Raw genomic sequence first — 24149 nt, 5'->3', positions numbered from 1 at the left:
CAGAAGCTAGCAGGGCAAATGTAAACCTCGCAGCCCCAGTGGTCAGCAAACAGCCCTGCCAGGTTTACATTTGCCCTGCTTACTTCCTCACCGGCGGCCATTCCGGGGTGGGGCACCGTCCGTCAGGTCCCGCACTTCGGCGTACCGCTGCCGGACATGCGGGGTCGGGTCGGCCTCGTAGCGTCGGATCTCGCCTTCTCCCCATTTCGGCGGTTCGTCGCCACCGCGGAGCACCCACGCGGCCTGCCGCGCCGCGCCGCGGGCAACGTATTCGCCCGGTTCGGGGACGTCGACAGGTACACCGAAGATCGCCGGCGCAAGCTCGCACACTGCCTGCGACCGCGCCCCGCCCCCGACCATCAGCACCCGTCGCACGGGTGTGCCCTGACCGATGATGTGGTCGATGCCGTCGGCCAGCGAACACAGCAACCCTTCGACGGCAGCGCGGGCCAGGTGCGCCGGCGTCGAATTCGACAGTCGCAGACCGTGAATCGCGCCGGTTGCATCAGGTCGGTTCGGGGTGCGCTCCCCCTCGAGATACGGCACGAGCACGAGGCCGTCGCTGCCTGCGGGGGCCGACAGCGCGAGACCGCCCAGCCCTGCGTGGTCGACCTCGAGCATGGCGGCAGCTGCGTCGAGTACCCGCGCACCATTGAGCGTGCACACCAGCGGCAGGTGCAGCCCGGTCGCGTCGGCAAACCCGGCGACGTATCCGTCGGGGTCGCGCGGCGCTGTCGTCGACACTGCGCACACGACACCGGACGTTCCGACAGACACGATGACGTCGCCCTCTCGCGCATCCAATGCCAGTGCCGCGGAGGCATTGTCGCCGGCACCCGGTCCGAGCAGTGCACCCCACGGCGTCTCCCCGACGGATTCGGCGGGCCCCGCGACGGCGGGCAGCAAAGGACTCGGACGTCGAAGTGCGAGTTCGAGCAGGTCGCGGCGATACTCACCGGCGGTGGCGTCGAAGTAGCCGGTGCCGCTCGCATCACTGCGGTCTGTGGCCAACATCCCGAGATCAGAGCTTCCCGATAGGCGCCAGGTCAACCAGTCGTGCGGCAGACATATCGCAGCGGTGCGCGCGGCGTTGCCCGGTTCGTTGTCGGCGAGCCAGCGGGTTTTCGATACGGTGATCGCTGCGAGCGGCACCACGCCGACGGCGTCGGCCCAGGCGTCCGGTCCGCCGAGTTCGCGGACCAGATCGGCCGCCGTCGACGCCGAGCGGGTGTCGTTCCACAGCAAGGCATCCCGAACGGGAGCCCCCGTGTCGTCGAGGCACACCATGCCGTGTTGCTGCGCGCCGACCGACACTGCGGCCACGTCGTCGAGACCCCCTGCCGCGGTGATCGCCTCGTCGAGCGCAGTCGACCAGGCACGGGGATCGACCTCGGTTCCGCCGGGATGCGACGCCCGGCCTTCCCGGACCACGGCACCGGTGTCTGCGTCGCACACCATCACCTTGCAGGACTGGGTGGACGAATCCACACCGGCGACAAACGTCATGAGCTCACCGCCTCGTCGCGCTGCGCACGAGTCGGCAGGTCGGCTCCGGCGCGAGCAACGGTGAGTGCCGACGTCACAGCAGCTGTGCTCAATACGGATTCGAGGTCGTCGACACCTATCTCGCGCAGCGCATCGCGACGATCCGCTCCGAGCAAGCGGAGCGTCCACAATGCGTCGAGGAATCCGACGGTGAAAGCATCACCGGCACCGACGGTGTCGACCACCTCGACCTTTCTTGCGGGCACGTCGACGACCCCCGCGCGACACACCGCGACAGCACCGGCCGCGCCGCGGGTGACAGCGACGATCGCCGGCCCCCGCGACAACCAGTCGCGTGCGACGTCGAGCGGGTCGCGCCCCGGTTCGACCCAGGCGAGGTCCTCGTCGCTGACCTTGACGACATCCGAGAGTGCCACCAGACGCGCGATTCGCTCGCGGCCCCGCACTTCGTCGTCGATCAGAGCGGGCCGGATGTTGGGATCGAAACTCACCGTCGAGGTCTCGGCCTGCTGCTCGACGAGATCGGCGACCGCGTCGCATCCCGGTTCGAGTACGGTCGCGATCGATCCGGTGTGGACGAGCACCGTATCGGCGGACGGCTCCGGAAGCCGGGGCTGCCAGACGATGTCGAACTCGTAGGTGGCCGCGTTGTCGTCGCCGATCGTGGCCGATGCGGTCGCGGTTCTCGTCGCCGACACGCTGCCTGGCGTGAGCGCGACACCGGACGCATCGAGATGCCGCACGATGCGTCCACCACGCTCGTCGTCGCCCAGGCTCGTGGCGAGCCGGACCTCCCGGTCGAGACGCCCCAACCCGACAGCGACGTTCAAAGGACTCCCGCCGACGTGTTCGACGGGGTCGTCGTCGCCGCGTCGAACGATGTCGACGAGCGCTTCGCCGACGACCAATGCCCGGCCGTTCATTCGGGCTCCACCGGAAGGGCTTCGAGAGTGCCTTTCGCACCCTCGTTGTGCAGGGAGTTGAGCGCCCAGGTGTAGGCGTCGACGAACCGAGTGTTGCGGGCGAGATCCCCGAACACCGAGGTGTTCTCGATGAATGCTGCCGGATGGGTGAGTTGCTTCCGCGCGAGCGGCACCAGTTCCTCGGCGAGACGATCCACCACTTCGATCGGAACGCCGTGTTCGTCGACGCCCTCTGCGTAACGGGCCCACGAGGCCACGATCGCAGCCGAGCGGACGACATGGCCGCCGTGTGCGAGGTTCTCCCGGATCACCGGGAGCAGCCATTTCGGGATGCGATCGGACGATTCTGCGCACAGCCTCGCGATGGTGTCACGGATCTCGGGATTGGCGAACCGTTCTATCAGGGTGCGGGTGTACTCCGCCAGGTCGATCCCCGGTACCGGACTCAGCGTGGGGATCGCTTCCAGATCCATGTAATTCAGGAGGAAGCGCGCGATCAACGGATCCTGCGCCGCATCGTGCACGTACCGGTAGCCCATCAGGTACCCGAAATAGCAGAGTCCCTGGTGGCTTGCGTTGAGCAGGCGCAGCTTCATCAGCTCGTACGGAGCCACCTCGTCGACGACGTGCACACCGGCTTCCTCGAGTGGTGGCCGCCCGGCGGCGAAGTCGTCTTCGAGTACCCACGTGGTGAACGGTTCGGCGACCACGGGCCAGCGATCCTGAACATCGAACCGCGATGACAGCTCGTCGATAACGGCCTGCGTGGTCACGGGAGTGATGCGATCGACCATCGAGTTCGGGAACCGGGTGTTCTCGGTGATCCACTCGGCGAGATCGGGATCCACCAGACGCGCGTAGGAGGTGAACACCCTGCGAGCGACGACGCCGTTACCCTCGATGTTGTCGCAGGACATGAGCGTCGGGGACGGGATACCTCGTGCGCGTCGACGAGCAAGAGCCTCGACGACCAGTCCGAACACCGTGGCCGGCGGGCCGCCGGAGGTCAGGTCATGCTGCACCGCCGGGTTGTCCGTGTCGAATTCTCCGGAGTCGTGGCGGATGTTGTATCCGCCTTCGGTGACGGTGAACGAGATGATCTTCGTGGTGGGTGCAGCGAGGAGCTCGAGGACGGACTCGGGTTCGTCGGGTGCGTAGCGGTAGTCGACGATCGACCCGATGACGCGTGGCTCCCACGTGCCGTCGGGATGGGTGAGGACGAGGGTGTAGAGGTGGTCCTGCGCTGCGAGCGACTCCTGCATGCGCTTGTCCCCCGGCATCACGCCGACCCCACAGATTCCCCAGTCCTTCGCGAGGCCCTGCTCGAGCAGTCGGTCGATGTACATCGCCTGGTGCGCACGGTGGAATCCGCCGACACCGAAATGCACGATACCGACGGTCACATCCTCCCGGGAGTAGGTAGGTGTGGGTATCGCCAGATCGGAGAGGGTCTTCTCACTGGGCTCCATGATGCTCCTCCACGGTGGGGGCTACCTGCACAACGGCTTTCATCGAGCCGGGGATGCGGTCGGATTCGAGGGCATCGACGACTTTCTCGAGCGGGAAGCGCGCTGTGATCATCGTATCGAGATCGACTCGACCGGATGTCAGAAGACTCAGAGCGGTAGGCCACGTGTTCGCATAGCGGAAGACCCCGGTGAGGACCAGCTCTCGGTTCTGGATCACCTGTACGGGTAGTCGCATCGACTCGGAACCCGACCCCACCAGCACGACGGTGCCACCGGGACGAACGGCACGGATACCCGCATCCACCGCGGCGGATGCTCCGGACGCATCGATGTAACTGTCGACCTGCACGGCGGACATGTCGTCCGATCGTGGATCGAGGGTCGCGGTGGCACCGAACGAGCGGGCGATCTCGCGCCGGCGTTCGTCGAGATCGGTGACGACGATGTCGACCGCACCGAATGCCCGCGCGACCTGAATCGTGACGATGCCGACCGGGCCGGCTCCTGTGACCAGCACGCTGGACCCCGCCGTCACGCGCGCCTTGCGGACCGCGGCGATGCCCACCGAAAGTGGCTCGCACAGGGCCGCGGCATCGTCGGACACTCCATCCGGGACCGGATGAGCGAAGTGTGCGCCGATGGTCACGTAGTCGCACAGCGCACCGTCGACCGGGGGCGTGGCATAGAACTGCATGTGGGGGCACAGGTTGTAGTCGCCGCGTCTGGTCTCGATGCTGCCCGGATCGGGGCGTTGCGGTTCGATCGACACCCGCTGCCCGAGGCGTTCGGCAGACACCCCGTCGCCCACGGCGACGACTGTTCCGGACGCCTCATGTCCGAGGACGAGCGGTGCCTCGACCACGAATTCGCCGATGCGGCCTTCGCGGTAGTAGTGCGCGTCGGATCCACAGACCCCGACCGACGCGACGCGAACCAGTACGTCACCCGGTCCGGGCTCGGGTACAGGTCGCTCCTCCACGACGATCCGTCCCGGTTCCACGAGGACTGCCGCGCGCATCTTCACCGGAACGGGCAATTCTGTTGTGTAGATCACACCCCGATGCTAACCTACTGAGCACATGAACACACCCCGGAACATTTGCTCACCGCAGATCTCCCTCCGGGCATAGAGGAGCCCTCCGTGACGAACCCCAGCGCGGTACCGCAGGCACAGGACGGTGACACCACCGCCACACCCGAGGACCTTCGCTTGGCACTGCGCGCGGCCACCCTCTACTACCTCGACGGACTCACCCAGGCCCAGGTCGCCGACAGACTCGGCGTCTCCCGCGCGACAGCGGGGCGTCTCGTGGCGCGCGCCCGATCCCACGGCCTCGTCCGCATCGAGGTCATGCCACCTCCGCACCTGCGAGACGACCTGCACGCCGACATCGAACGCGCACTCGAGGACCGATTCGGGCTCACCGAAGCAGTCGTCGTCGGAGCCCGCGTCGACGACCGCGGGCCGGTGGACAACTCGGCGAGCTTCACTGCACTCGGCCGCGCCGCTGCGTCGCTCCTCACCCGCCGCCTCGAGCCGTCCGACACCCTCGGATTCACGTGGGGCCCCGAAACCATCGCTGTAGCCCAAGCGATCCCCACCGGCATCGCCACCTGCGCGACGATCGTGCAACTCGACGGCTCCGTCACCACCAGCACCTACCAGACCGGTACCGAATACGTCCTCGGACGCTGCGCCGAACAGCTTCGGGCACAACCGGTCCGGCTTCCCACTCCCCTGTACGCCGACGCCACGACCGTCGCATCCATGCGCACCGACTCGGTGATCTCCCGCACGCTCGAACTCGGCGCCGGAGCCGACGTGATGATGTTCGGTGTCGGCGCAGTGTCCTCGTCCACCACGCTGTTCGAGGGCAGCTTCCTCGACACCGCGATGCTCGGCACCCTCGACGAACTGGGGGCGGTCGGCGAGATCGGGGGCCGCTTCTTCCGAGAGGACGGAACACCCGCCCACCTCGAGCTCGAAACCCGCACGATGTCGACGCCGCTGTCCGATATCGCCGCGTGCCCCGCAACAATTCTCGTCGCCGGTGGCGCATCGAAACACAGGGCCGTTCACGGAGCTCTCCGCGGAGGGTATGCCCGCATGCTCGTGTGCGACATCGACTGCGCACAATGGCTTCTCGATCAGTCACCCACCCAACCGCACGACTCGGACAGGACCCCACCGAAATGAGGTAGATGGCCGTGCAACCGCCCGGAAGTAATACCCGCGCACTTGGTTTCACCAGAAAGCTGGTGGCCGGAGCCGGAGCTCTGTGCCTGGCGCTCACAGGCTGCGCCGGTGCCGGTTCGATCGGCGCATCCGACCGGACCGTCACCATCGCGATGGTGTCGAATTCCCAGATGACGGACGCTCGCGCACTCTCGTCACAATTCGAGGCCGAGAATCCCGACATCGATCTGCGCTTCGTCACCCTCTCGGAGAACGAGGCCCGCGCGAAGATCACCGCATCCACAGCAATGGGCGGCGGGGAATTCGACGTGGTGATGATCAGCAACTACGAAACACCGCAATGGGCGGAGTACGGGTGGCTGACCAACCTCGGCCCCTTCATCGAGGCCACCGAAGGATACGACCAGAACGACTTCATTCCGTCGCTGCGCGAGTCCCTTTCGTACGAAGGCGACATGTACTCGGTTCCGTTCTACGGTGAATCGTCGTTCTTGATGTACCGCAGGGACCTGTTCGAGGAAGCGGGCATCACCCTGTCCGATCCGCCGACGTGGACCGAGGTCGCCGACGCTGCCGCGCAACTCGACGGCCCCGATATCAACGGGATCTGCCTGCGCGGCAAGCCGGGTTGGGGTGAGCTACTGGCGCCGCTCGACACCGTGATCAACACGTTCGGCGGGCGCTGGTTCGACGAGGACTGGAACGCCCAACTCGATTCACCCGAGGTGCAACGCGCCGTCGAGTTCTACGTCGACCTCGTGCGCTCCCACGGTCAACCCGGAGCCTCCACCAGCGGGTTCACCGAATGCGCCACGCAACTCGCGCAGGGCCGCGTAGCGATGTGGTACGACTCGACCTCCGCGGTCTCGACCCTCGAAGATCCCTCGTCGAGCAACGTCGTCGGCAAGATCGGATACGCACCCGCACCCGTCATGGAGAAGGACCCCTCCGGATGGCTCTACACCTGGGCACTCGGGATCCCGACGAGCAGCGAGAATACCGAGGACGCCTGGAAATTCATCTCGTGGATGACCGACCAGAACTACATGCGCCTCGTCGGTGAAGAACTCGGGTGGGAGCGAGTTCCCCCCGGTAGCAGGCTCTCGACCTACGAGATCCCCGAGTACGAGGAGGCAGCCCGGGCGTACGGACCCATCACCCTCGAATCCATCGAGGGAGCCGACCAATCGAACCCCACGGTCGATCCGGTCCCCTACACCGGCATCCAGTTCTTGGCGATACCCGAATTCCAGGACCTCGGCACCCGGGTGAGCCAGCAGATCAGCGCCGCCATCGCCGGCCGTCAGACGGTCGCCGAAGCGCTCGATCAAGCCCAGAAGTACGCCGAAGCCGTCGGCGCAACGTACCGGGAGGAATCGCAGTGACTGCCCTCGAGATGCCTCGACAGACCCCGGATATGACCGAACGCATCCGCCGCGTCAAGGCAGCGAAGAACGAGAAGGTCTCTCGCGCCGAAGGCTGGCGGCTGCGCGGTCCACTACTGCCCGCCCTGATCTTCATGATCGTGGTGACGCAGATACCGTTCCTGTTCACCCTCTTCTATTCCACCCAGTCCTGGAACCTCGTCAACCCGGGCTCCCGCCGATTCGTCGGTCTCCAGAACTACGTGGACGTCTTCCAGGACAGTCAGTTCTGGCAGGTCGCGCTCAATACGGTGATCCTCATCGTCGGAACCGTACTGATCTCCGTGATACTCGGCCTGCTCCTCGCGCTGTTGCTCGACCGGGCATTCCTCGGTCGCGGCATCGTCCGCACCCTGCTGATCACACCGTTCCTGGTCACCCCCGTCGCCGCAGCGTTGGTGTGGAAGACCTCGATGTTCGACCCCATCTTCGGCATCGTGAACTGGGTGCTGTCGCCGTTCGGCGTCGGTGATGTCGACTGGATCAGCCGGTACCCGCTGCCCACCGTGATGGTCGCACTGATCTGGCAGTGGACACCGTTCATGATGCTGCTGATCCTCGCCGGGCTTCAGTCGATGCCCCGCGACATCCTCGAGGCAGGACGAGTCGACGGCGCGAGCGGATTCTCACTGTTCCGTGAGCTGACACTGCCGCACCTGCGCAGGTTCATCGAACTCGGCACGGTGCTCGGCGCCATCTACCTCATCAACACCTTCGACGCGATCTACATGATGACGCAGGGTGGGCCCGGGACAGCGAGCGCGAACCTGCCGTTCTACATCTACCAGCGCGCATTCCTCGGCTTCGACATCGGCCAAGCCGCGGCGATGGGTGTGGTCGTCGTGATCGCCACGATCGTCATCGCGACCTTCGCGCTACGCCTGATCTTCAAGTCGTTCACCGGTAAGGAGGAAGCGGCATGAGCACCACAGCTGCGGGTCCGCAGACATCGGACACCACGCTGCCGACCGGGGAGGCCACACGGACGGTCCGCAAACGTAAGCACCGCAAGATGAACCCGTGGGGCGTCATCGCCTGGATCGCTGGCATCGGGTTCTTCTTCCCGGTGTTCTGGATGGTGCTCACCGCCTTCAAGCAGGAGTCGGACGCATACTCCGATCCACCGAAGTTCTTCTTCACACCCACCCTCGACCAGTTCCGGTCGGTCTTCGAGACCGGTGCGAGCACGGCACTGCTCAATTCGGCGTTCGCGACCATCGTCTCGACCGTCTTCGTGCTGTTGCTCGGTGTTCCCGCGGCTTTCGCGTTGTCGCTGCGACCGGTACGCAAGACCCAGGACGCACTGTTCTTCTTCATCAGTACGAAGATGCTGCCGATCGTCGCTGCAATCATTCCCCTGTACGTGATCGTGGCCAATATCGGCATGCTCGACAACATCTGGGCGCTGATCATCCTGTATACCGCGATGAACCTGCCCATCGCCGTGTGGATGATGCGATCGTTCTTCCTCGAGGTTCCGAGTGAACTCCTCGAAGCCGCCAGCATGGACGGCGCGAGTCTGTGGACCTCCGTACGCGAGGTCATCCTCCCGCTGGTCTCCCCCGGCATCGCCGCGACCGCACTCATCTGCGTGATCTTCTCGTGGAACGAGTTCTTCTTCGCCGTCAACCTCACTGCTGTACAAGCGCAGACGATTCCGGTGTTCATGGTCGGCTTCATCACCGGCGAGGGCCTGTACTGGGCACAGTTGTCGGCCGCTGCGACCATGGCGGCGCTGCCCGTCGTCCTCGCCGGGTGGGTCGCACAGAACAAGCTGGTGCGCGGTCTGTCGTTCGGCGCCATCAAGTAATCCGATATTCCCTCGAACTACCGCTGATACGAAGGGTTTCCATCATGGCCGAGATCACCTACCGGAACGCCTCGTGCATCTACGAGAGCTCCGATTCGCTTGCCGTCGACTCGCTCAGCCTCGACATCGAGGACGGTGAATTCGTCGTCCTCGTCGGCCCCTCCGGGTCGGGCAAGAGCACGGCGCTGCGCATGCTCGCGGGGCTCGAGGACATCGACGAGGGCTCGATCTCCATCGGCGGCGTCGACATGACGGGCGTGCCGTCGAAAGACCGCGACATCGCTATGGTGTTCCAAAATTATGCGCTGTACCCGAACAAGACCGTCGCCGAGAACATGGGCTTCGCACTCAAGATGCGCGGGATCGGCGCCGAGGAGCGTCGACGGAAGGTCGAGGAGGCCGCCAAGGTTCTCGACCTCACCGAATACCTCGACCGCAAGCCCGCCAAGTTGTCCGGCGGTCAGCGCCAGCGTGTCGCGATGGGACGTGCGATCGTCCGTGAACCGCAGGTGTTCTGCATGGACGAACCGCTCTCGAACCTCGATGCGAAGTTGCGTGTGCAGACCCGCACACAGATCGCCGCACTCCAGCGCCGTCTCGGCACCACAACCGTGTACGTCACCCACGACCAGGTCGAGGCAATGACCATGGGCGACCGCGTCGCCGTCCTGAAGCGGGGGCAACTGCAGCAGTTCTCGTCGCCGACAGAACTGTACGACCGACCCGCAAATGCGTTCGTGGCCGGTTTCATCGGCTCCCCCGCGATGAACCTGCTGCCCGCGACCGTCACCGATGACGGAGTCCTCATCGGCGACACCGTGATCGCGGTCGAGCGGGAGCGCATCAGCAGTCTGCACTCGGCGGGCATCACGTCGGTGACGGCCGGAATCCGTCCCGAGCAGTTCGAACTCACCGAGGGTGAGGGCGTGGAAGCCGTCGTCGAACTCGTGGAGGAGCTCGGCAGCGAATCGTATGTGCACACGCGGGTGCCCGGTAGCGGACACCAGATCGTCGCGCGGTCTCTGACCCGCACTCCGGCCCGATTGGCCGACACGATCCACCTGCGCAAACGCGAGGGCACCGTGCACCTGTTCCACCCCGAGACCGGGGAGCGGGTGGGCGATTGACCGGATCCGGCGAGCCCACCGCGTAGAATTCGAACCGTTCCGGTGACCAGGTGCGATGGGAGTCCGGATGGACGCTACCGGCGCGCTCGAACTCGCGGACGACGCATTCCGGAACAGGGCGTGGACTTCCGCAGCCGACCGATTCCGGGTGGTCGACGAACTCCGTCCGCTCGCCGCGGCGGATCTCGATCGCGCCGCACAATGCGCGTACCTGATCGGCAACGACGGCGAGTGCATCCGGTTGCTCGAACGCGCCGTCGCCGCCCACCTCGAGGACGGGCGGTCCGCGAGTGCGGGTCAAAGCACTTTCTGGCTGGCCTACATCCTGTCGAGCCTCGGAGACGCGGCACGAGCCGGCGGTTGGCTCGCGCGCGCCGACCGTGTCCTCGCCGAGGAAAACCCCACGGACGCCATCCGTGCGGTACGAGCGCTACTCACGGTGCCGCCCGCGATCGGGATGCTGCTCGGTGGTGACCCCGCCGCCGCGCTGCCCACCCTCACGGGCGCGCGCGAGGTCGGTCTGGAGTGCGGTCACCGCGACCTCGTGGCGCTCAGTGGTGTCGGCGTCGGGCAGGCACGGATGCTGCTGGGCGACACCCACGCGGGCCTCGCGGTGCTCGACGAGACGATGGTTGCGGTCACCACCGGCGAGGTCTCCCCCATCGCCACCGGGATCCTGTACTGCGCAATGATCATCACCTGTCATGAGACCTACCAGCTCCGACGCGCCACCGAATGGACACGCGCTCTGGGTGACTGGTGCGACACACAGCCCGATCTCGTGCCGTTCCGCGGCCAATGTCTCGTGCACCGCGCCGAGATGCTGCACCTGCACGGTGCGTGGCGGGAGGCGATGGAGCAGGTTCGCCTCGCATGCCACGGACTGTCGGAGCCGAGGGCCGATCCCGCGATCGGCATGGCCCACTACGAACTCGCCGAACTGCATCGCGTTCGCGGTGAGTTCTCGGCCGCAGACGCCGCGTACCGTCGCGCGGCGCTTGCGGGACACGAGGTCCAGCCGGGTCTGGCTCGGCTGCGGCTTGCACAGGGCGACCTCGACAGTGCTCGCGCGGGAATCGATCGCGCGTTGACCGAGTCGACGTCCCTCTACCACCCGCGAATGCTCGAGGCGGCCGCCGATGTGGCGCTCGCGGAGGGCAATGTCGTGAGCGCACGTCAATTCGCTGAAGAACTGGAAGCGGTAGCATCCCAAGCCGAGTCGACGGCGCTCACCGCAATGGCAGCGCACACGTTCGGTGCCGTGCTGCTCGCGGAAGGTGATCCCCGGCGGGCGCTCGACCGGCTCCGCATCGCGTGGCGACTGTGGCAAGACCTCGACGCGCCCTACGCATGCGCGTATGTCCGTGTACTGCAGGGACGCTGCTGCGACGCGCTCGGCGACCACGACAGCGCGGTGATGGAGTTCGAGTCGGCTGCCACGGCATTCCGAGAACTCGGGGCTGCCCCGGATCTGCAGCAGCTCCAACGCTACGATCCGCGCCCGTCGATTCCTGCAGGCCTGACCGCACGCGAGATGGAGGTGCTGCGGGTGGTTGCGGCGGGCAGCACCAATCGCGAAATCGCCGTGGCGCTGGTCCTCAGTGAGAAGACAGTGGCCCGTCACCTGAGCAACATTTTCACCAAGCTCGGTGTCTCGTCGCGTTCGGCCGCCACCGCGTATGCGTACGAGCACCACATCGTCTGACGGACATACACAGAATTACCCATGCCAGCGGGTAGCGAACATCTGCACATATCACCCGATGCAACGACGACCCACCCACTCATACGGTCGAGATATGACTACTACACCGCTCCCACCCACAGGTGCACTCCCCCGGACCGAGACCCTCGACACCGTGGTCGTCGGGGCAGGACAGGCCGGCCTGTCCACCGGATATCACCTCTCCCGCACCGGCCGACGATTCGTGATCCTCGACGCGAACCCCCGGCTCGGCGACAACTGGCGTTGCCATTGGGACTCGCTACGGCTGTACAGCCCGGCAGGCCTGGACGGTCTACCCGGCATGAAGTTCCCCGCGAGACCCGAATCGTTCCCCGGCAAGGATCAGGTGGCGAACTATCTCGAAACCTACGCCGAGACATTCGGCCTGCCGGTGCGCACCTCCACTCGGGTGCACCGCGTGACACGCTCGGGCGACGAGTTTCTCGTCGACTGCGGCACAGTGCGGTTCGTCGCCCGCAACGTCGTGGTCGCCACGGGCACCTTCGGCCGGAATCCGGCCGTTCCCGAGTTCGCGCACGAACTCGATCCCTCGATCCTCCAGTTGCACTCGAGCGAATACCGAAACCCGCAGCAACTGCAGGACGGGCCCGTCCTCGTCGTGGGCGCCTCACATTCGGGCTGCGACCTCGCGTTCGAAGTCGCCGGCGCCCATCCGACGATCCTGTGCGGGCGCGACACCGGGCAGATTCCGGTGCCGCTCGAGACCCGTCGGATGCGGATGCTCTTCCCCGCCCTGTGGTTCGTGTGGGGTCACGTCATGTCGCTGCGCACACCGATCGGCCGGAAGCTGCGGGAACACGAACGTCACCATGGCGCTCCGGCACTGCGCGTCAAGCGCAAGGACCTCGCCGCAGCCGGAGTCGACCGGGTCACCGACCGTATGACCGGCGTTCAGGAGCGACGGGCAGTCCTCGGTGACGGCCGCGTTGTCGACGCGACAAACATCCTGTGGTGCACGGGGTTCCGTCAGGACTACAGCTGGATCGACCTCCCGGTCGTCGGCGACGACGGCTGGCCCCTCGAACAGCGCGGAGTGGTCGAGGATGTGCCCGGCCTGTATTTCACGGGCTTGGCGTTCCAGTCGTCGTTCCGGTCCATGCTGGTCGGGGGTGCGGGCGCAGATGCGCAGTTCGTCGTCGAGCATCTGGTGGCACACCGACCGGAGACGGTCGCTATGCTCCCGGGATGATCAGTCGGCGCACCACCGCATCGTTCATCACACTCGCCGCAGCGCTCGTCACCGTCACGGCCTGCGGCAACACGGTTTCCGGGGAGGCCACCGCCGCCGACCCGATCACATCCGCAGCCCAGACCACGTCGGCCGCACCGACGACCACGACAACGACCACCACCACGAAGGCACCGGTTCAGGTCGATCCCGCCGAGTATGCGGGCTCGCAGCCCGGCGTGTACTACTTCATCTCCGAGAGCGGGAAGTTCGAGTGCGCGATCCTCACTCACACCGACCCGGTCGCGGGCTGTCAGGGCACCATGCCGTCGAGTGCACCCCGCGTTCCGGGCAGCGGAGCCGCGGATGTGACCGTGCCCGCGAACGTCGTGATCGTGGAATCGTCCGGAGAGGGGCAGTTCAGCAACATCGGCGATATCGCGTTCATGGACCCGAATCGCACCGCACAGGTCCTCCCGTACGGGGAAGCGTTGAAGGTGAGCGTGTTCACCTGCACGATCGACGAAAGCGTCGGTGTCACGTGTGAGTCGGATGCCCACGGATTCACCGTGTCCGCCGATGACTACGAATTGTGGTGAATCAGAATTGGTGAATCACCCAGGTTGTGGTGGGTGGAGTCAGAATCCCGCAAGGTCCACCCGCGACACCGGCAGCATGAAGTTGCCTGCGGGGGTCCGTACCCACCAGGCTCCGGTCGCGCGATGTTCGGCACGCGTGGTGTACCGGTAGTGGAACACCCGAGCACGCACCAGAGCAGGTGGTGCATCGGGAAACGGGTTGTGGCGCAATAACCGCAGGGTGTCGGGGTCGTTGTCGAGAAGACGCGCCGCGAACCGCGGGAACCAGCCGACGGCGTAGTCCCGAGAGATCGCGGCGAACCACATCAGCCAATCGAGCCGGCGGTGGTAGGGCGCGCATTGGCGGGGCCGGCGGAACACGTCACCGGGCTTGCCCTTGAATTCGTACTCGAGCCACTCTGTCGCCGGGGTGACCACGGCATCGGTGGTGCCCTCGACGATCACTTCTTTGCGGGCGCGGGTGATGCTGCCGAAGGCGCCGTAGGTGTTGACGAAATGCCACGGGTTGTACGACGCGTTCATCGCCTGTCGCTTCGACACCAGGTTCCGCACGGGCCGATAGCTGAGAAAGGCAACCACGGCGGTCAGCGCAAGAACCGCCGCGGTGAACGGTTCGGGGGTGAAAGCGAAATCGGGGTTCGGGGTGATGAGAGCGGCGTAGAAACTGTCGGGTAGCACGGAGAGTGCCAATACGATGGTGACCCAGTTCAACCACGCGAAATTGCCGCTGAGAACGAGCCACAGCTGGGTCACGATCATGATCCCGGCGGCGATTCCCGCACCCGGCTGCGGTAAGAACAATGCGAACGGGATCACGAGTTGTGTGAGGTGGTTGCCTGCCACCTCCACTCTGTGCAGCGGGCGCGGCAGATGATGGAACCATCGGCTGAGCGGCCCGGGCATCGGCTGGGTCTCATGGTGGTAGTACAAGCACGTCAGGTCGCGCCAGCAACGGTCGCCGCGCCATTTGATCAACCCCGCGCCGAATTCGACGCGGAACAACAACCACCGCAGCATGAGCAACACCACGAACTGCGGCGCGGTGTCCGCGTTGCCGAGGAAGATCGCGAGTACGCCGGCTTCCAGCAGCAGCGATTCCCATCCGAACGAATACCAGACCTGTCCCACATTGACGATCGACAGGTACAGCACCCACAGTGCGAACCACACGAGCATGCAGGCGATCAACGGTAGGCGCTCGGTGACTCCGACGAGGGTGAGCGCCGCCAGGATCGCACCGATCGTTGCCACTGTCGCGAAGATGCGGTCGGTGAACCGCCAGTGGAACAGGCTCGGCGACGAACGAAACGGGTGGTCCCGCACGAACTCGGGCACCGGCAGCATTCCTCGTTCGCCGATCAGTGCACGGAACTGCAGCAATGCCGCAAGGAACGCCACCAGGTACAGCGCGGCTATCCCCCGGGTGACCAGCAGCCGCCCGATCACATACCCGTCCGCGTCCAGCCAGTTCATCGTCGTCACTCCTCGCCGGCAATTCGCCGCGCGAAGTCTCACTCCAGAGTGACACGTCGGTGAGTCTTCCGTGGAATCAGACGCGGATCTCGCGACGCAGCCCGCTGGCCCGCAGCACCTGACGCTCCACGCCCGCGCGCACTGCCGCTTCCGTCCCGACGATCCGCACCTTGGCCCGCGCGCGCGTGATCGCGGTGTACAACAGTTCGCGGGTGAGCAGCGACGATCGTTCGTCCGGCAGAATCACCGACACGGTGCCGTACTGGCTGCCCTGGCTTCGGTGGATCGTCATCGCGTACACGGTCTGTACCGCCGACAGTTGGCTCGGATGGAGCACGAACGGTTGCTCGCCGCGCGCGAAAGCGGCGACGAGTTCGCCGTCGGCGCGGCGCACGACGACACCGGTGTCGCCGTTGTAGATGCGCGCTTCGTGATCGTTGGCCGTGACGAGCAGCGGCTGTCCGGGATACCACCGTTCGGGGTCGAGCCGGCGGCCCGTCGACGCGCCGATCCATTCCGTGGCCTGCCGCGCCCACCGCTGCACCCCGTACGGACCGTCGCGGTGTGCGCACAGCAAACGGTGGGTTTCGAACCGTTCGAGGACTTCGTGGATGTCGCCGGTCAGCGCGGCCGCGGTGACCTCCTGGGCCGAGCTCACCACGTCGCGCCGCAGCGACTCGACGTCGTCGGGACGGTGGAACGCGATCTCCGGTGATCCGCTGTGCAGGATCTCCATGACCTTGTCGCCGTCGCCGTCGCGCACTGCAACGGCCAGGCGCGCGATCTCACCACCGAATCGGCGGCCGCGGCTCAATCGCACGATCCCGCCCCGCACCCGGTCGTGTTCGCGGGCGCTGAAGGCGGCCTCGGCAGGATCGTCGGACGCTTCGAGGTCGCGTGCGGCGGCGCGGGTGAACACCGGGTTCACGTCGCCGGTGACAGGTCGTGCGATGAGGTCGGCGAGCACAGCACCGGCATCGACGGAGGCGAGTTGGTCGGGGTCGCCGACCAGGACGAGGCGTGTGTCGGGGCGGACGGCTTCGAGGAGCCGGCACATCATCGTCAGCGACACCATCGAGGTCTCGTCGACGACGATGACGTCGTACGGCAGGTGGTTGTCGGCGTGGTACCGGAAGCGGGTGCGTCCGCGTTGCCAACCCAGCATGCGGTGCAGTGTCATGGCAGTGAGCCCCGCAGGCAGCGGCAACACCGACTCCTGTTCGCGCACGGATTCCTGTAGCCGCGCCGCGGCCTTACCGGTGGGCGCGGCGAGTCCGATGCGCAGATCGGGGCCTTCCAGCGTCTCGAGCAGCGCGAGGATCCGCGCGACGGTATGTGTCTTTCCGGTTCCCGGACCGCCCGCGATGACGGTGGTGCGGTGCGTGGCCGCGAGCGCAGCCGCGACACGTTGACGATCGGGCGCAGGCGACGGCTTCGTACGGTCGGTCTGGTCACGGAACAACCCGTCGAGTGCGACGGAAAGCCGGGTGTCGTCGACCGTGGGGAAGCCGTCGCCGCGTGCTGCTAGGACGGCACGGATCGTCTGTTCCTGGCGGAAGTAGCGGTCGAGATACAGTAGCGGCCCTTCGTCGGTATCGACGAGGCGCAACGGCCGCAACGACCCGTGGTCACCTCCGATCACGAGCGGACTGCGCTGCAGGGCGCCCAGGACCTCATCGTCGTGTGGCCACGGCAACGACTCCGGATCGACCACAGGGTTGCCGTCCTCGTCCTCTTCGACGGTGACGTCGCGCAGCCTCGTCAGGTCGAGACATACCGAGCCGGAGCGCACGGCACGCACGGCGAGGGCGGTGGCCAAGTGCACGTCGGTGTTCGGTTCGCCGCCGAGGTGCGCGAGCCTGAGTGCGACGTGGACGTCGGCGGCAGCGAGCACCCCGGCCTCGTTGAACTCGCGCAGTACACCTTTACCTCGCTGCGCAATTCGGGCTTCGATCACGGTAGGGGCCTTCCGGCGAGCAGATCCGACAGGTCGGTGACGAGTGCGGCGGGCGGCGTCCAGTCGAACACACCGCTACCGGGCGGGCTGTCCGGTCCGGCCATGCCGCGCACGAACAGGTACTGCGAGCCACCGAGATGCGCCTGCGGATCGTATCCGGGCAGGCGCCACCTCAGGTACCGGTGCAGTGCAACCGAGTACAGCAATGCCTGCATCGGATAGTGGGATCGGATCATCTCCGCCGCCATCGCGTCGCGGGTGTAGTGGCCCGTCGTCAGCTCCCCGGGAGCGAGCCGGTTGGTCTTGTAGTCGACGACGACGAACTGTGGCCCGTCGATGCGCAGCACGGCGTCGATGCTGCCCGTGAGATATCCGCGCAGCGGCACAGGCTCGAGGGTGCGCACGTGATCGGTGTACTCGAACAGCGGATCGTCGGGGGTGAGGTGGCGACGCAGCAGCTCGGCGACCTGGCCCAGAGTGACGGTGACGGCAGCGGGATCGTCACCACCCGCGAGCGGCAGCTCGAAGTCGAGTTCGGCGAGCCTGTCGTTCGATGTGAACTCGGCGAGCGTGCGCCCGAGCGGACCGAGCCGGGTGTAGAGGACGGGCAGCAGGGCTTGCGCGAGCTCGTCGGGATCGATGTCGGACAGTCGCTGCGCCACCACGTCGTGGCAGCACGCGGTGAGCTCGGCGTCGAGGTCGGCAGCGGAGGTGTCGACGATCTCGAACACCGCGTGGACGAGCGTCCCGAAGACCGTGCCGCCGGGCAGGTGGTTCATGGTCGACGGGATCCCCTCCACCGAGGGATCGGATGTTGCCAACGGGGGTTCTTCCGGCTCGTCATCCTTCTCCGGCTCCTCGATCTCGCTGCCGACGCCGACGCCGTCGTGCGCGGACGCGGTGAGCGCCGAATACGAGGTGCGCCGCCACGTGCTGTCGAGCTCCCGGGTGAACTGTGCAGCAACCAGCGATGTTTCGTCCTGCTGCGGCTTCGACCAGGCGATCTCCCCCTTCCCGACGACTCCCGTGGCTTCCACCGAGATCAGTCCGCCGGAGGCCTTCGCCCAGGACGCGAATTGCTCGGCCATCGCCGGGTCGGCGGGAATGCCCGCTGCGGGCGCCACCTCGGAGCTACCGGGGTGGCGCGCGAACAACACCCGGTGCAGCGGTGAGCGGGCCGTCCCGTAGGACGGTGCCCACCACAGGGTCAGCTGACAGCAGGCGCGGGTCAGCGCCACGTACAGCAGGCGCAGTTCCTCACCGGCCTCCTCCGCCTCGTGGGAGCGTCGCCGCTCGCCGTAGCCCGGGCTGCCCTCACCACCGACGTCGAGGATGCGGCGGCCACCGTCGTGCAGCAGCAGGGTGTCGGGGTTCGGGTTCTTCGCGGCATCCCACGCGTACGGCACATAGACGACCGGGAATTCGAGTCCTTTACTGCCGTGCACCGTGAGGATCTGTACGGCAGCGGCGTCACTGTCGAGGCGACGACTGCGGTCGGAGCTGCCGCGTTTCGGATCGTTCATCCGATCCTCGAACCATCGCGTCAGCACCCCCATTCCGAACGAGTCCGTGGTGGCCGCGTCGTCGAGCAATTCCGCAATATGCCGCAGGTCGGTCAGTTGCCGCTCCCCCGACGACGTTCGCAGCAGGCGTGCTTCGAGTTCGCTCACGGTGGCGAGACGCTCGAACAAGGCCGCGAATCCGGACTGGGCAAACACCATCGCAAGGTCGCGGAGCAGCCCGCCGACCTGCGCGACCAGTTCGTCGCCGCGCGCCATGAGGTCGTCGGCGGTGTATCCGAGTAGCGGGGTCAGCGCGGCGAGACGCACCCGATCGGCGCGGTGCGGTTGCTCGAGCGCCTGGAGGGTCCACAGCCACTGCTGTGCGGCTGGTGTCGTGAACACGCTCGTCCCGCCGGCGAGGACGCACGGCACACCTGTCCGTTGCAGCTCTTCGTACACGAGCGACACCTGGGCGTGCGTCCGGACGAGGATCGCGATGTGGCCGGGCTCCACAGGCTCGGGGCGTCCGCCTCGTTCGATGGTGGCGTCGCTGTCGAGGAGCGCGACCACCTCTGCCGCGACGTCGCGGGCGACGTTGCCGCGCAGTGGCCCGACAGTCGGGTAACCCGACTTGCCGAGTGGTCCGGCACCGGCGCGCGGCAGGTGACGCAGACGCAGTGGAGGCATCCCGGCAAGACGCGTCCCGTCGCGGGCGGCATCGACCCGGTGCACGGCGATCCTCGGATCACCCAGTGCTGCACCTCCGTACACGTGATCGAGCGCGCTGATCAAGTCTGCATCGCTGCGCCAGTTGGTGGTGAGCTCCCGGTGCGCATCGGAGGTGTTCACTGCATCGAGGTAGCTCAGCACTTCGGCGCCTCGGAAGGCGTAGATCGCCTGCTTCGGATCGCCGACCAGCACCAGTGTGCTGTGGCCGTGGAACGCCCGATGGAGGATCTCCCATTGCTTGGGGTCGGTGTCCTGGAATTCGTCGACGAGGACGACCCCGTACCGCGCACGGATCCGGCGGCATGCGGCAGCGCCGTGCTCGGGATCGCTCAGCACACGGTGCAGCAACGCGAGCTGGTCGTCGAAGTCGCGCAGTCCCGTTGCTCGCTTCCGGCGTTCGACCTCGGTACGCACCTGCTGCGCGAACTCGACGCGCTCCCCCGCCGGTGTTCCCTCGGCGCCTTCGGGAGCGAGCGCCGCCTGCTGATCGAAGATCGCCGCACGGGCGGCGACCGTGGCCTCCCCGTAGGTGATGGGCGGTTCGCTGCGCCCGTACCGACGCAGATAGGTGTCTGCGATGACCTCGACCGTGAGGTCGTCGACGTCCTCGACCACTGTGACGTGAGGTTCACGCTCGCCGGCGATGCCGAGTTCGTCGAGCATTCGCTGGCAGAAGCCGTGTGTCGTGGCGATGGTTGCGGCGTCGAAATCGGACAGGGCCTGCCGCAGGCGGGTGCGTCGGTTGCCGACGTCGTGGGCAGCCAGGTACCGGATCAGCTCGTCACTGCAGGCCGCGGCGGATTCCGGATCGGCGAGGGCATCGACGACCTCCGCGAACCGAGCGCGGGTACGTTCCCGGAGTTCCTGGGTGGCTGCCCGGCTGAACGTGACGAGCAGTAGTTCCGACAGGTCGGTGATGCCTTCAGCGACGTAACGGGTCGCGAGGCCCACGATCGCGTAGGTCTTGCCGGTCCCGGCCGACGCCTCGAGCACCGTCGTGCCCTTCGGGAGCGCTCCCAGAAGGTCGAAACCTGTTGTGGTCGATGCAGTCACCACTTCACTCCCCGTCACGGACGCCCCTGCGTTTCCGCTGCCAGCAATGGTTCCCACAACCGGCGTGACAGCACACCGAACCGGGTGGGGTCGTCGAACCAGGCGCGTTCGTCGGCGAGTGGCTCGCCTGCGACGAGATCGCCGATGCCGACGCCGCTGCCGAACAGGTACTGCACGTGCCGGTCCTTTCCGTCGCCGAATTTTCCTCCGAACTCGTTTCCTGCGGAGTCGAGTGCCATGTCGATGGAGCCGCCGCGGACGCGCTGTTCTGCATATGCCGCGGACGCCCCCGTCGTCATGGGCAGGACCGCGCCCAGGCCGCGGTCGCGCAGATCGACGAGTTGCAGGAGCAGTTCGTGGGGGCTGTCGGGCGCGATCATCGTCGAACGCCACGCTGGCATCCGCCCGCGACCGCGACCGGTGGTCACGGCCTGCCACCTCCCGTCGTGACCGGACGCGGCGACCGCGAGGAGATGCACCCATGCCGTGATCCGGTGTTTGGCAGACAACTTCGAAAAGACGCTGCGCGCGATCACATTGCCGTGGACTCCGCCGACCGTGCCGGTGAGCCGACGCCCGTCCCCGAGATCGACCATGGTGTCGATGGTGGTGGACCGGCCGCTGTGCACGGGCGCGCATGCTGAAACGAGACTTTCCACCGCATGGGTGACGTCGTCGAGTGCGCTTTCACCGAGCGCATACGGCGGGAGCGTCCCGCGGCGCCACTCCGCGGCCCGGAAATCGGCTGCGGAGACACCGGAGAGGCGGTATTCGAGCATCCGGTCGCCGAGGTTCCAGCGGGCCAGCGGGTCGAGATCGATGTCGAGCGCGTCGGTGGTGCCGTCGTCGAGTTCGGGAATCCGGATGCCGAGCCGTTGCCGCAGGAAGCCCTGGGCGGGATGCACGAGGTATGCGACGAGGTCGGTGAGGTCGATATCGACCTGCTTCTCGGGTGGGGTCAGGAGTAGATGCGCGAGCACCGCGGGCGCGTCCCCTGAGGCAGGATTCTGTGCCGCGCGAGCACCGGCGAGCGCTGTCTCGTCGAAACTGAACGGCGCGTCGGGCAGGAAGTTCCGGGCGTCGAACGGCTGCAGTGGATGGTGGCGGACCGCCGGATTCACGTCGCCGTCCTCAACGCCGATCATCGTGGCCACCACGTCGCGCACTTCACTGAGCGGAATCGCCGGCGGCCGCGCCGCACCGGTGACCGGATCGGCGCCGGTGTAGAACAGCAGCACCTTCTCTCCCGCCGACATGATCGCGTCGAGCAACAACTGCCGATCTTCGCTTCGAGGGTCGCGTTCGCCGACGCGGGGGTTCTGGGTGAGCACGTCGTCGCCGTCGATGTGGGCGCTGCGGGGGAAGACGTCGTCGTCGAGTCCGAGGAGAATCACCACCCGATGCGGTACCGAGCGCATCGGCACCATGGTGCAGACCGTGAGCTCACCGGTGCGGAAGTTCGCCCGGGTAGGGCGGCCCGCCAATTGTCCGGCGAGCATCGCCCGCACGTCGGCCAGTCGTAGCTCTGCGTCTCCGCTGTGTTCGACAGCGGCACCGATTTCACGATGCGCTTGCGCGCGCTGCCATGCGTCGGCGGCGGGAACATCCACGAGCAGGTCGAGCGCGAGGGTGAGCGCCTCCGCCCACTGCTCCGCGGCCTGGGGCCGGCGCAGAACCCACAGCGCTTTGTCGAGCCGATCGATGTACTCGGCGAATCGCCCGGCGAGGTCGATGTCGTTGCTCTCGACGTCGTCGAGCGGCATTGCCAGAGCGAGCCATTCGCTGTCTGCACCGTCGGCGGTCACTCCGAGCAGCACCCGGTCGAGTGCGGTGCCGAAGGTGTTCTGGGGGAAGTCGGCGAGTCCGAACGCACTGCGTTGTCGCTTGCCCAGGCCCCAGCGGGCACCCGATTCGGCGGTCCATTCCTGCAGCCGCTCGAGATCGTCGTCGTCGAACGAGAACATCCGCCGGACCGGTGCCGACGCCGCGAGGTCGAGTGCGTCGCTCGCGGTGACACGCGCATCGGCGAGGCCGAGCAGCGCCGCCACCACGGACAGCACCGGGTTGGTGCGGCGAAGTCCGCGGTCGGCGAGGCGGACCCGGAGGCGGTGCCCCGGGTGCCCGCCGATGTCCTGGCCGAACGACGCCGCGACGAGAGGAGCGTAGGTGTCGACGTCGGGGCACATGACGATGACGTCGCGAGGCTCGAGCGTCGGGTCGTCCTCGAACAGGTGAAGGAGGCATTCGCGCAGCACCTCGACCTGACGGGTCGGGCCGTGGCACGCGTGGATCTGCACGGTGCCGTCGGCCTGTGAACCCCCCTTCGTTCGCCCCTCGGCAGGCGCCGTCTCCGGCGTGCGGTCGGCACGAACGTCGGCCTGGAGTCTGCCGAGCAGTGTGTCGGGTGGAGCGGGCACGTCGTGCTGTTCCTCGACTGCATCGAGCTCGGACAGCCTGCCCTGCAGTTCACGGACGTCGCGGGCCAGCGCAGCGAGAAGGGGATGCCCGACGAGGTCGACGCTGCGATCGTCTGCTCGCCGCAGTACCGGCTCGCGGCCTGCGAGGTTCGCCCACATCTGCGGGCTCGCGTGGGGCAGCCACAGGTGGACGTCTCGGCGGATGCCCAGCGCGGCCAGCACCTCGAGTTGGACCCGATTGAGGCGTGTCGGGCCGAACAGCGACAGCCGATCGGGCAGGTCGACGATGTCGGGCTCTACTCGCAGTCGCTCGCACATCTCGTCGAGCCGCTGTGCGGGGCTGTCGACCCCGACACGGTCGCGAAGGCGGCGCCACAGTTCGGCCTGCCACTGCAGGTGTTCGTCGAGCGGAGCTCCGGTGCCGTCGGTGTCGTGCCCGGCGGCCCAGTCGGTGAGCATGTGTGGCCGTTGCTGCCCGTAGCTGCGCAGCAGGTCGCGGAGATGTTCGGCGGTGGCATAGCGACGACCCGCCCGGTGATCGTCGGTGCCGTGGCCGAGATGCCGCGTCAGCGTCGCACACCACGGTTGCCCGAGGCTCTCGTCGATGACGTCGAGCAGTGCCCACAGCACGCGCGACGGATGCCAGGGATCATCGTCGGCGGTGGTGCCTGCGGCAACGGACAATGCCTCGTCGACGAGGCGGCCCGGCGAGGGGAAGGCAATGTTCGCTGCGACCCCGTCGCCCGCGACAGCACCGAGCACCGTCGACAACCGCTGGGTGAGCCACCGCTCGATACCGCGAGCCGGTACCGCGACGACCTCGCGGGCGAACGGGTCGGCCAGCGGGGTGGACAGAAGCTCGGCAAGTGCATCGGCCAGTGTGTCGGTGCGCTCGGCACGATGCAGTCTCAGCACGCGTAGGTCCCCCTCGTGGTCGTTCGATCCGTCGGCTACGGCTTATCACACCGAGCCGACAACCGCCCACCACCTGCGCGTTTCCGAACGTCAGGGCTGCGTTCTCGTCAAAGTAGGGACGTCGTTCCGAACA

16 protein-coding genes are annotated in these 24149 nt (G+C 66.8%); 8 read left to right on the top strand and 8 right to left on the bottom strand.

Features of this window, described 5'->3' with window-relative positions; genetic code table 11:
* Nucleotides 1-87: 87 nt before the first annotated feature.
* From ACFWB0_RS20685 to ACFWB0_RS20670, 4 genes are read right to left on the bottom strand one after another with little or no spacing between them, the layout of a single operon-like run.
* Nucleotides 88-1506 carry a xylulokinase gene (locus ACFWB0_RS20685; RefSeq protein WP_378492300.1) on the bottom strand — a complete coding sequence of 473 codons (1419 nt, stop codon included), beginning with the start codon at nucleotides 1504-1506 and terminating at the stop codon, nucleotides 88-90.
* Nucleotides 1503-2429: a carbohydrate kinase gene (locus ACFWB0_RS20680; RefSeq protein ID WP_378492299.1), complete on the bottom strand. Its 927-nt coding sequence runs from the start codon at nucleotides 2427-2429 to the stop codon at nucleotides 1503-1505. Before ACFWB0_RS20680 ends, ACFWB0_RS20685 begins: the two co-directional genes overlap by 4 nt.
* Nucleotides 2426-3898: a mannitol dehydrogenase family protein gene (locus tag ACFWB0_RS20675; protein ID WP_378492298.1), complete on the bottom strand. Its 1473-nt coding sequence runs from the start codon at nucleotides 3896-3898 to the stop codon at nucleotides 2426-2428. Before ACFWB0_RS20675 ends, ACFWB0_RS20680 begins: the two co-directional genes overlap by 4 nt.
* Nucleotides 3885-4916, bottom strand: a complete 1032-nt coding sequence (locus tag ACFWB0_RS20670) for an NAD(P)-dependent alcohol dehydrogenase (RefSeq protein WP_378492320.1) — start codon at nucleotides 4914-4916, stop codon at nucleotides 3885-3887. The genes ACFWB0_RS20675 and ACFWB0_RS20670 overlap by 14 nt, the downstream gene beginning before the upstream one ends.
* 108 nt (nucleotides 4917-5024) lie before the next feature.
* On the opposite strand from ACFWB0_RS20670, the gene ACFWB0_RS20665 reads away from it, so the two are divergent.
* The 8 genes from ACFWB0_RS20665 to ACFWB0_RS20630 all read left to right on the top strand — a co-directional run bounded on the left by ACFWB0_RS20665 (nucleotide 5025) and on the right by ACFWB0_RS20630 (nucleotide 13970).
* Nucleotides 5025-6095, top strand: a complete 1071-nt coding sequence (locus ACFWB0_RS20665) for a sugar-binding transcriptional regulator (protein WP_378492319.1) — start codon at nucleotides 5025-5027, stop codon at nucleotides 6093-6095.
* Nucleotides 6096-6100: 5 nt separating this feature from the next.
* Nucleotides 6101-7480 (top strand): ABC transporter substrate-binding protein, encoded by a 1380-nt coding sequence (locus ACFWB0_RS20660; RefSeq protein WP_378492297.1) that lies wholly within the window; start codon nucleotides 6101-6103, stop codon nucleotides 7478-7480.
* 11 nt (nucleotides 7481-7491) lie between these two features.
* Nucleotides 7492-8442, top strand: coding sequence for a carbohydrate ABC transporter permease (locus ACFWB0_RS20655; RefSeq protein ID WP_378492318.1), 951 nt, complete (start codon nucleotides 7492-7494; stop codon nucleotides 8440-8442).
* On the top strand, nucleotides 8439-9329 hold the full coding sequence (locus ACFWB0_RS20650) for a carbohydrate ABC transporter permease (protein ID WP_378492296.1): 891 nt from the start codon (nucleotides 8439-8441) through the stop codon (nucleotides 9327-9329). Before ACFWB0_RS20655 ends, ACFWB0_RS20650 begins: the two co-directional genes overlap by 4 nt.
* Before the next feature lie 44 nt (nucleotides 9330-9373).
* Nucleotides 9374-10456, top strand: a complete 1083-nt coding sequence (locus ACFWB0_RS20645) for an ABC transporter ATP-binding protein (RefSeq protein ID WP_378492295.1) — start codon at nucleotides 9374-9376, stop codon at nucleotides 10454-10456.
* A 67-nt stretch (nucleotides 10457-10523) separates the two neighbouring features.
* Entirely contained in the window at nucleotides 10524-12161 is a 1638-nt protein-coding gene (locus ACFWB0_RS20640; protein WP_378492294.1) for a LuxR C-terminal-related transcriptional regulator, read from the top strand.
* Between the two features lie 94 nt (nucleotides 12162-12255).
* Entirely contained in the window at nucleotides 12256-13392 is a 1137-nt protein-coding gene (locus tag ACFWB0_RS20635) for a flavin-containing monooxygenase (RefSeq protein ID WP_378492293.1), read from the top strand.
* Nucleotides 13389-13970, top strand: coding sequence for a hypothetical protein (locus ACFWB0_RS20630; RefSeq protein WP_378492292.1), 582 nt, complete (start codon nucleotides 13389-13391; stop codon nucleotides 13968-13970). Before ACFWB0_RS20635 ends, ACFWB0_RS20630 begins: the two co-directional genes overlap by 4 nt.
* A 39-nt stretch (nucleotides 13971-14009) precedes the next feature.
* Here ACFWB0_RS20630 and ACFWB0_RS20625 read toward each other — a convergent pair whose 3' ends face one another.
* From ACFWB0_RS20625 to recC, 4 genes are all read right to left on the bottom strand, one after another.
* Nucleotides 14010-15443 (bottom strand): lipase maturation factor family protein, encoded by a 1434-nt coding sequence (locus tag ACFWB0_RS20625; RefSeq protein WP_378492291.1) that lies wholly within the window; start codon nucleotides 15441-15443, stop codon nucleotides 14010-14012.
* Between the two features lie 76 nt (nucleotides 15444-15519).
* Nucleotides 15520-17400 carry an exodeoxyribonuclease V subunit alpha gene (gene recD, locus ACFWB0_RS20620; RefSeq protein WP_378492290.1) on the bottom strand — a complete coding sequence of 627 codons (1881 nt, stop codon included), beginning with the start codon at nucleotides 17398-17400 and terminating at the stop codon, nucleotides 15520-15522.
* The gene (locus ACFWB0_RS20615; RefSeq protein WP_378492289.1) at nucleotides 17397-20684 is read right to left on the bottom strand and encodes a UvrD-helicase domain-containing protein; all 3288 of its coding nucleotides are present in this window, start codon (nucleotides 20682-20684) and stop codon (nucleotides 17397-17399) included. Before ACFWB0_RS20615 ends, recD begins: the two co-directional genes overlap by 4 nt.
* 14 nt (nucleotides 20685-20698) lie before the next feature.
* Nucleotides 20699-24016: an exodeoxyribonuclease V subunit gamma gene (gene recC / locus ACFWB0_RS20610; protein WP_378492288.1), complete on the bottom strand. Its 3318-nt coding sequence runs from the start codon at nucleotides 24014-24016 to the stop codon at nucleotides 20699-20701.
* Nucleotides 24017-24149: the final 133 nt, after the last annotated feature.

This window comes from Rhodococcus sp. NPDC060086 (assembly GCF_042730275.1).
Lineage (GTDB): Bacteria > Actinomycetota > Actinomycetes > Mycobacteriales > Mycobacteriaceae > Rhodococcus.
The sequence above is the reverse complement of the archived record's forward strand: the minus strand, read 5'-3'. Positions and strand labels throughout refer to the sequence as shown.

Coding starts and splice junctions, on each gene's coding strand:
- ACFWB0_RS20685 (WP_378492300.1), bottom strand. CDS start 1,506: ATGACGTTTGTCGCCGGTGTGGATTCGTCCACCCAGTCCTGCAAGGTG.
- ACFWB0_RS20680 (WP_378492299.1), bottom strand. CDS start 2,429: ATGAACGGCCGGGCATTGGTCGTCGGCGAAGCGCTCGTCGACATCGTT.
- ACFWB0_RS20675 (WP_378492298.1), bottom strand. CDS start 3,898: ATGGAGCCCAGTGAGAAGACCCTCTCCGATCTGGCGATACCCACACCT.
- ACFWB0_RS20670 (WP_378492320.1), bottom strand. CDS start 4,916: ATGCGCGCGGCAGTCCTCGTGGAACCGGGACGGATCGTCGTGGAGGAG.
- ACFWB0_RS20660 (WP_378492297.1), top strand. CDS start 6,101: ATGGCCGTGCAACCGCCCGGAAGTAATACCCGCGCACTTGGTTTCACC.
- ACFWB0_RS20655 (WP_378492318.1), top strand. CDS start 7,492: ATGCCTCGACAGACCCCGGATATGACCGAACGCATCCGCCGCGTCAAG.
- ACFWB0_RS20650 (WP_378492296.1), top strand. CDS start 8,439: ATGAGCACCACAGCTGCGGGTCCGCAGACATCGGACACCACGCTGCCG.
- ACFWB0_RS20645 (WP_378492295.1), top strand. CDS start 9,374: ATGGCCGAGATCACCTACCGGAACGCCTCGTGCATCTACGAGAGCTCC.
- ACFWB0_RS20640 (WP_378492294.1), top strand. CDS start 10,524: ATGGACGCTACCGGCGCGCTCGAACTCGCGGACGACGCATTCCGGAAC.
- ACFWB0_RS20635 (WP_378492293.1), top strand. CDS start 12,256: ATGACTACTACACCGCTCCCACCCACAGGTGCACTCCCCCGGACCGAG.
- ACFWB0_RS20630 (WP_378492292.1), top strand. CDS start 13,389: ATGATCAGTCGGCGCACCACCGCATCGTTCATCACACTCGCCGCAGCG.
- ACFWB0_RS20625 (WP_378492291.1), bottom strand. CDS start 15,443: ATGAACTGGCTGGACGCGGACGGGTATGTGATCGGGCGGCTGCTGGTC.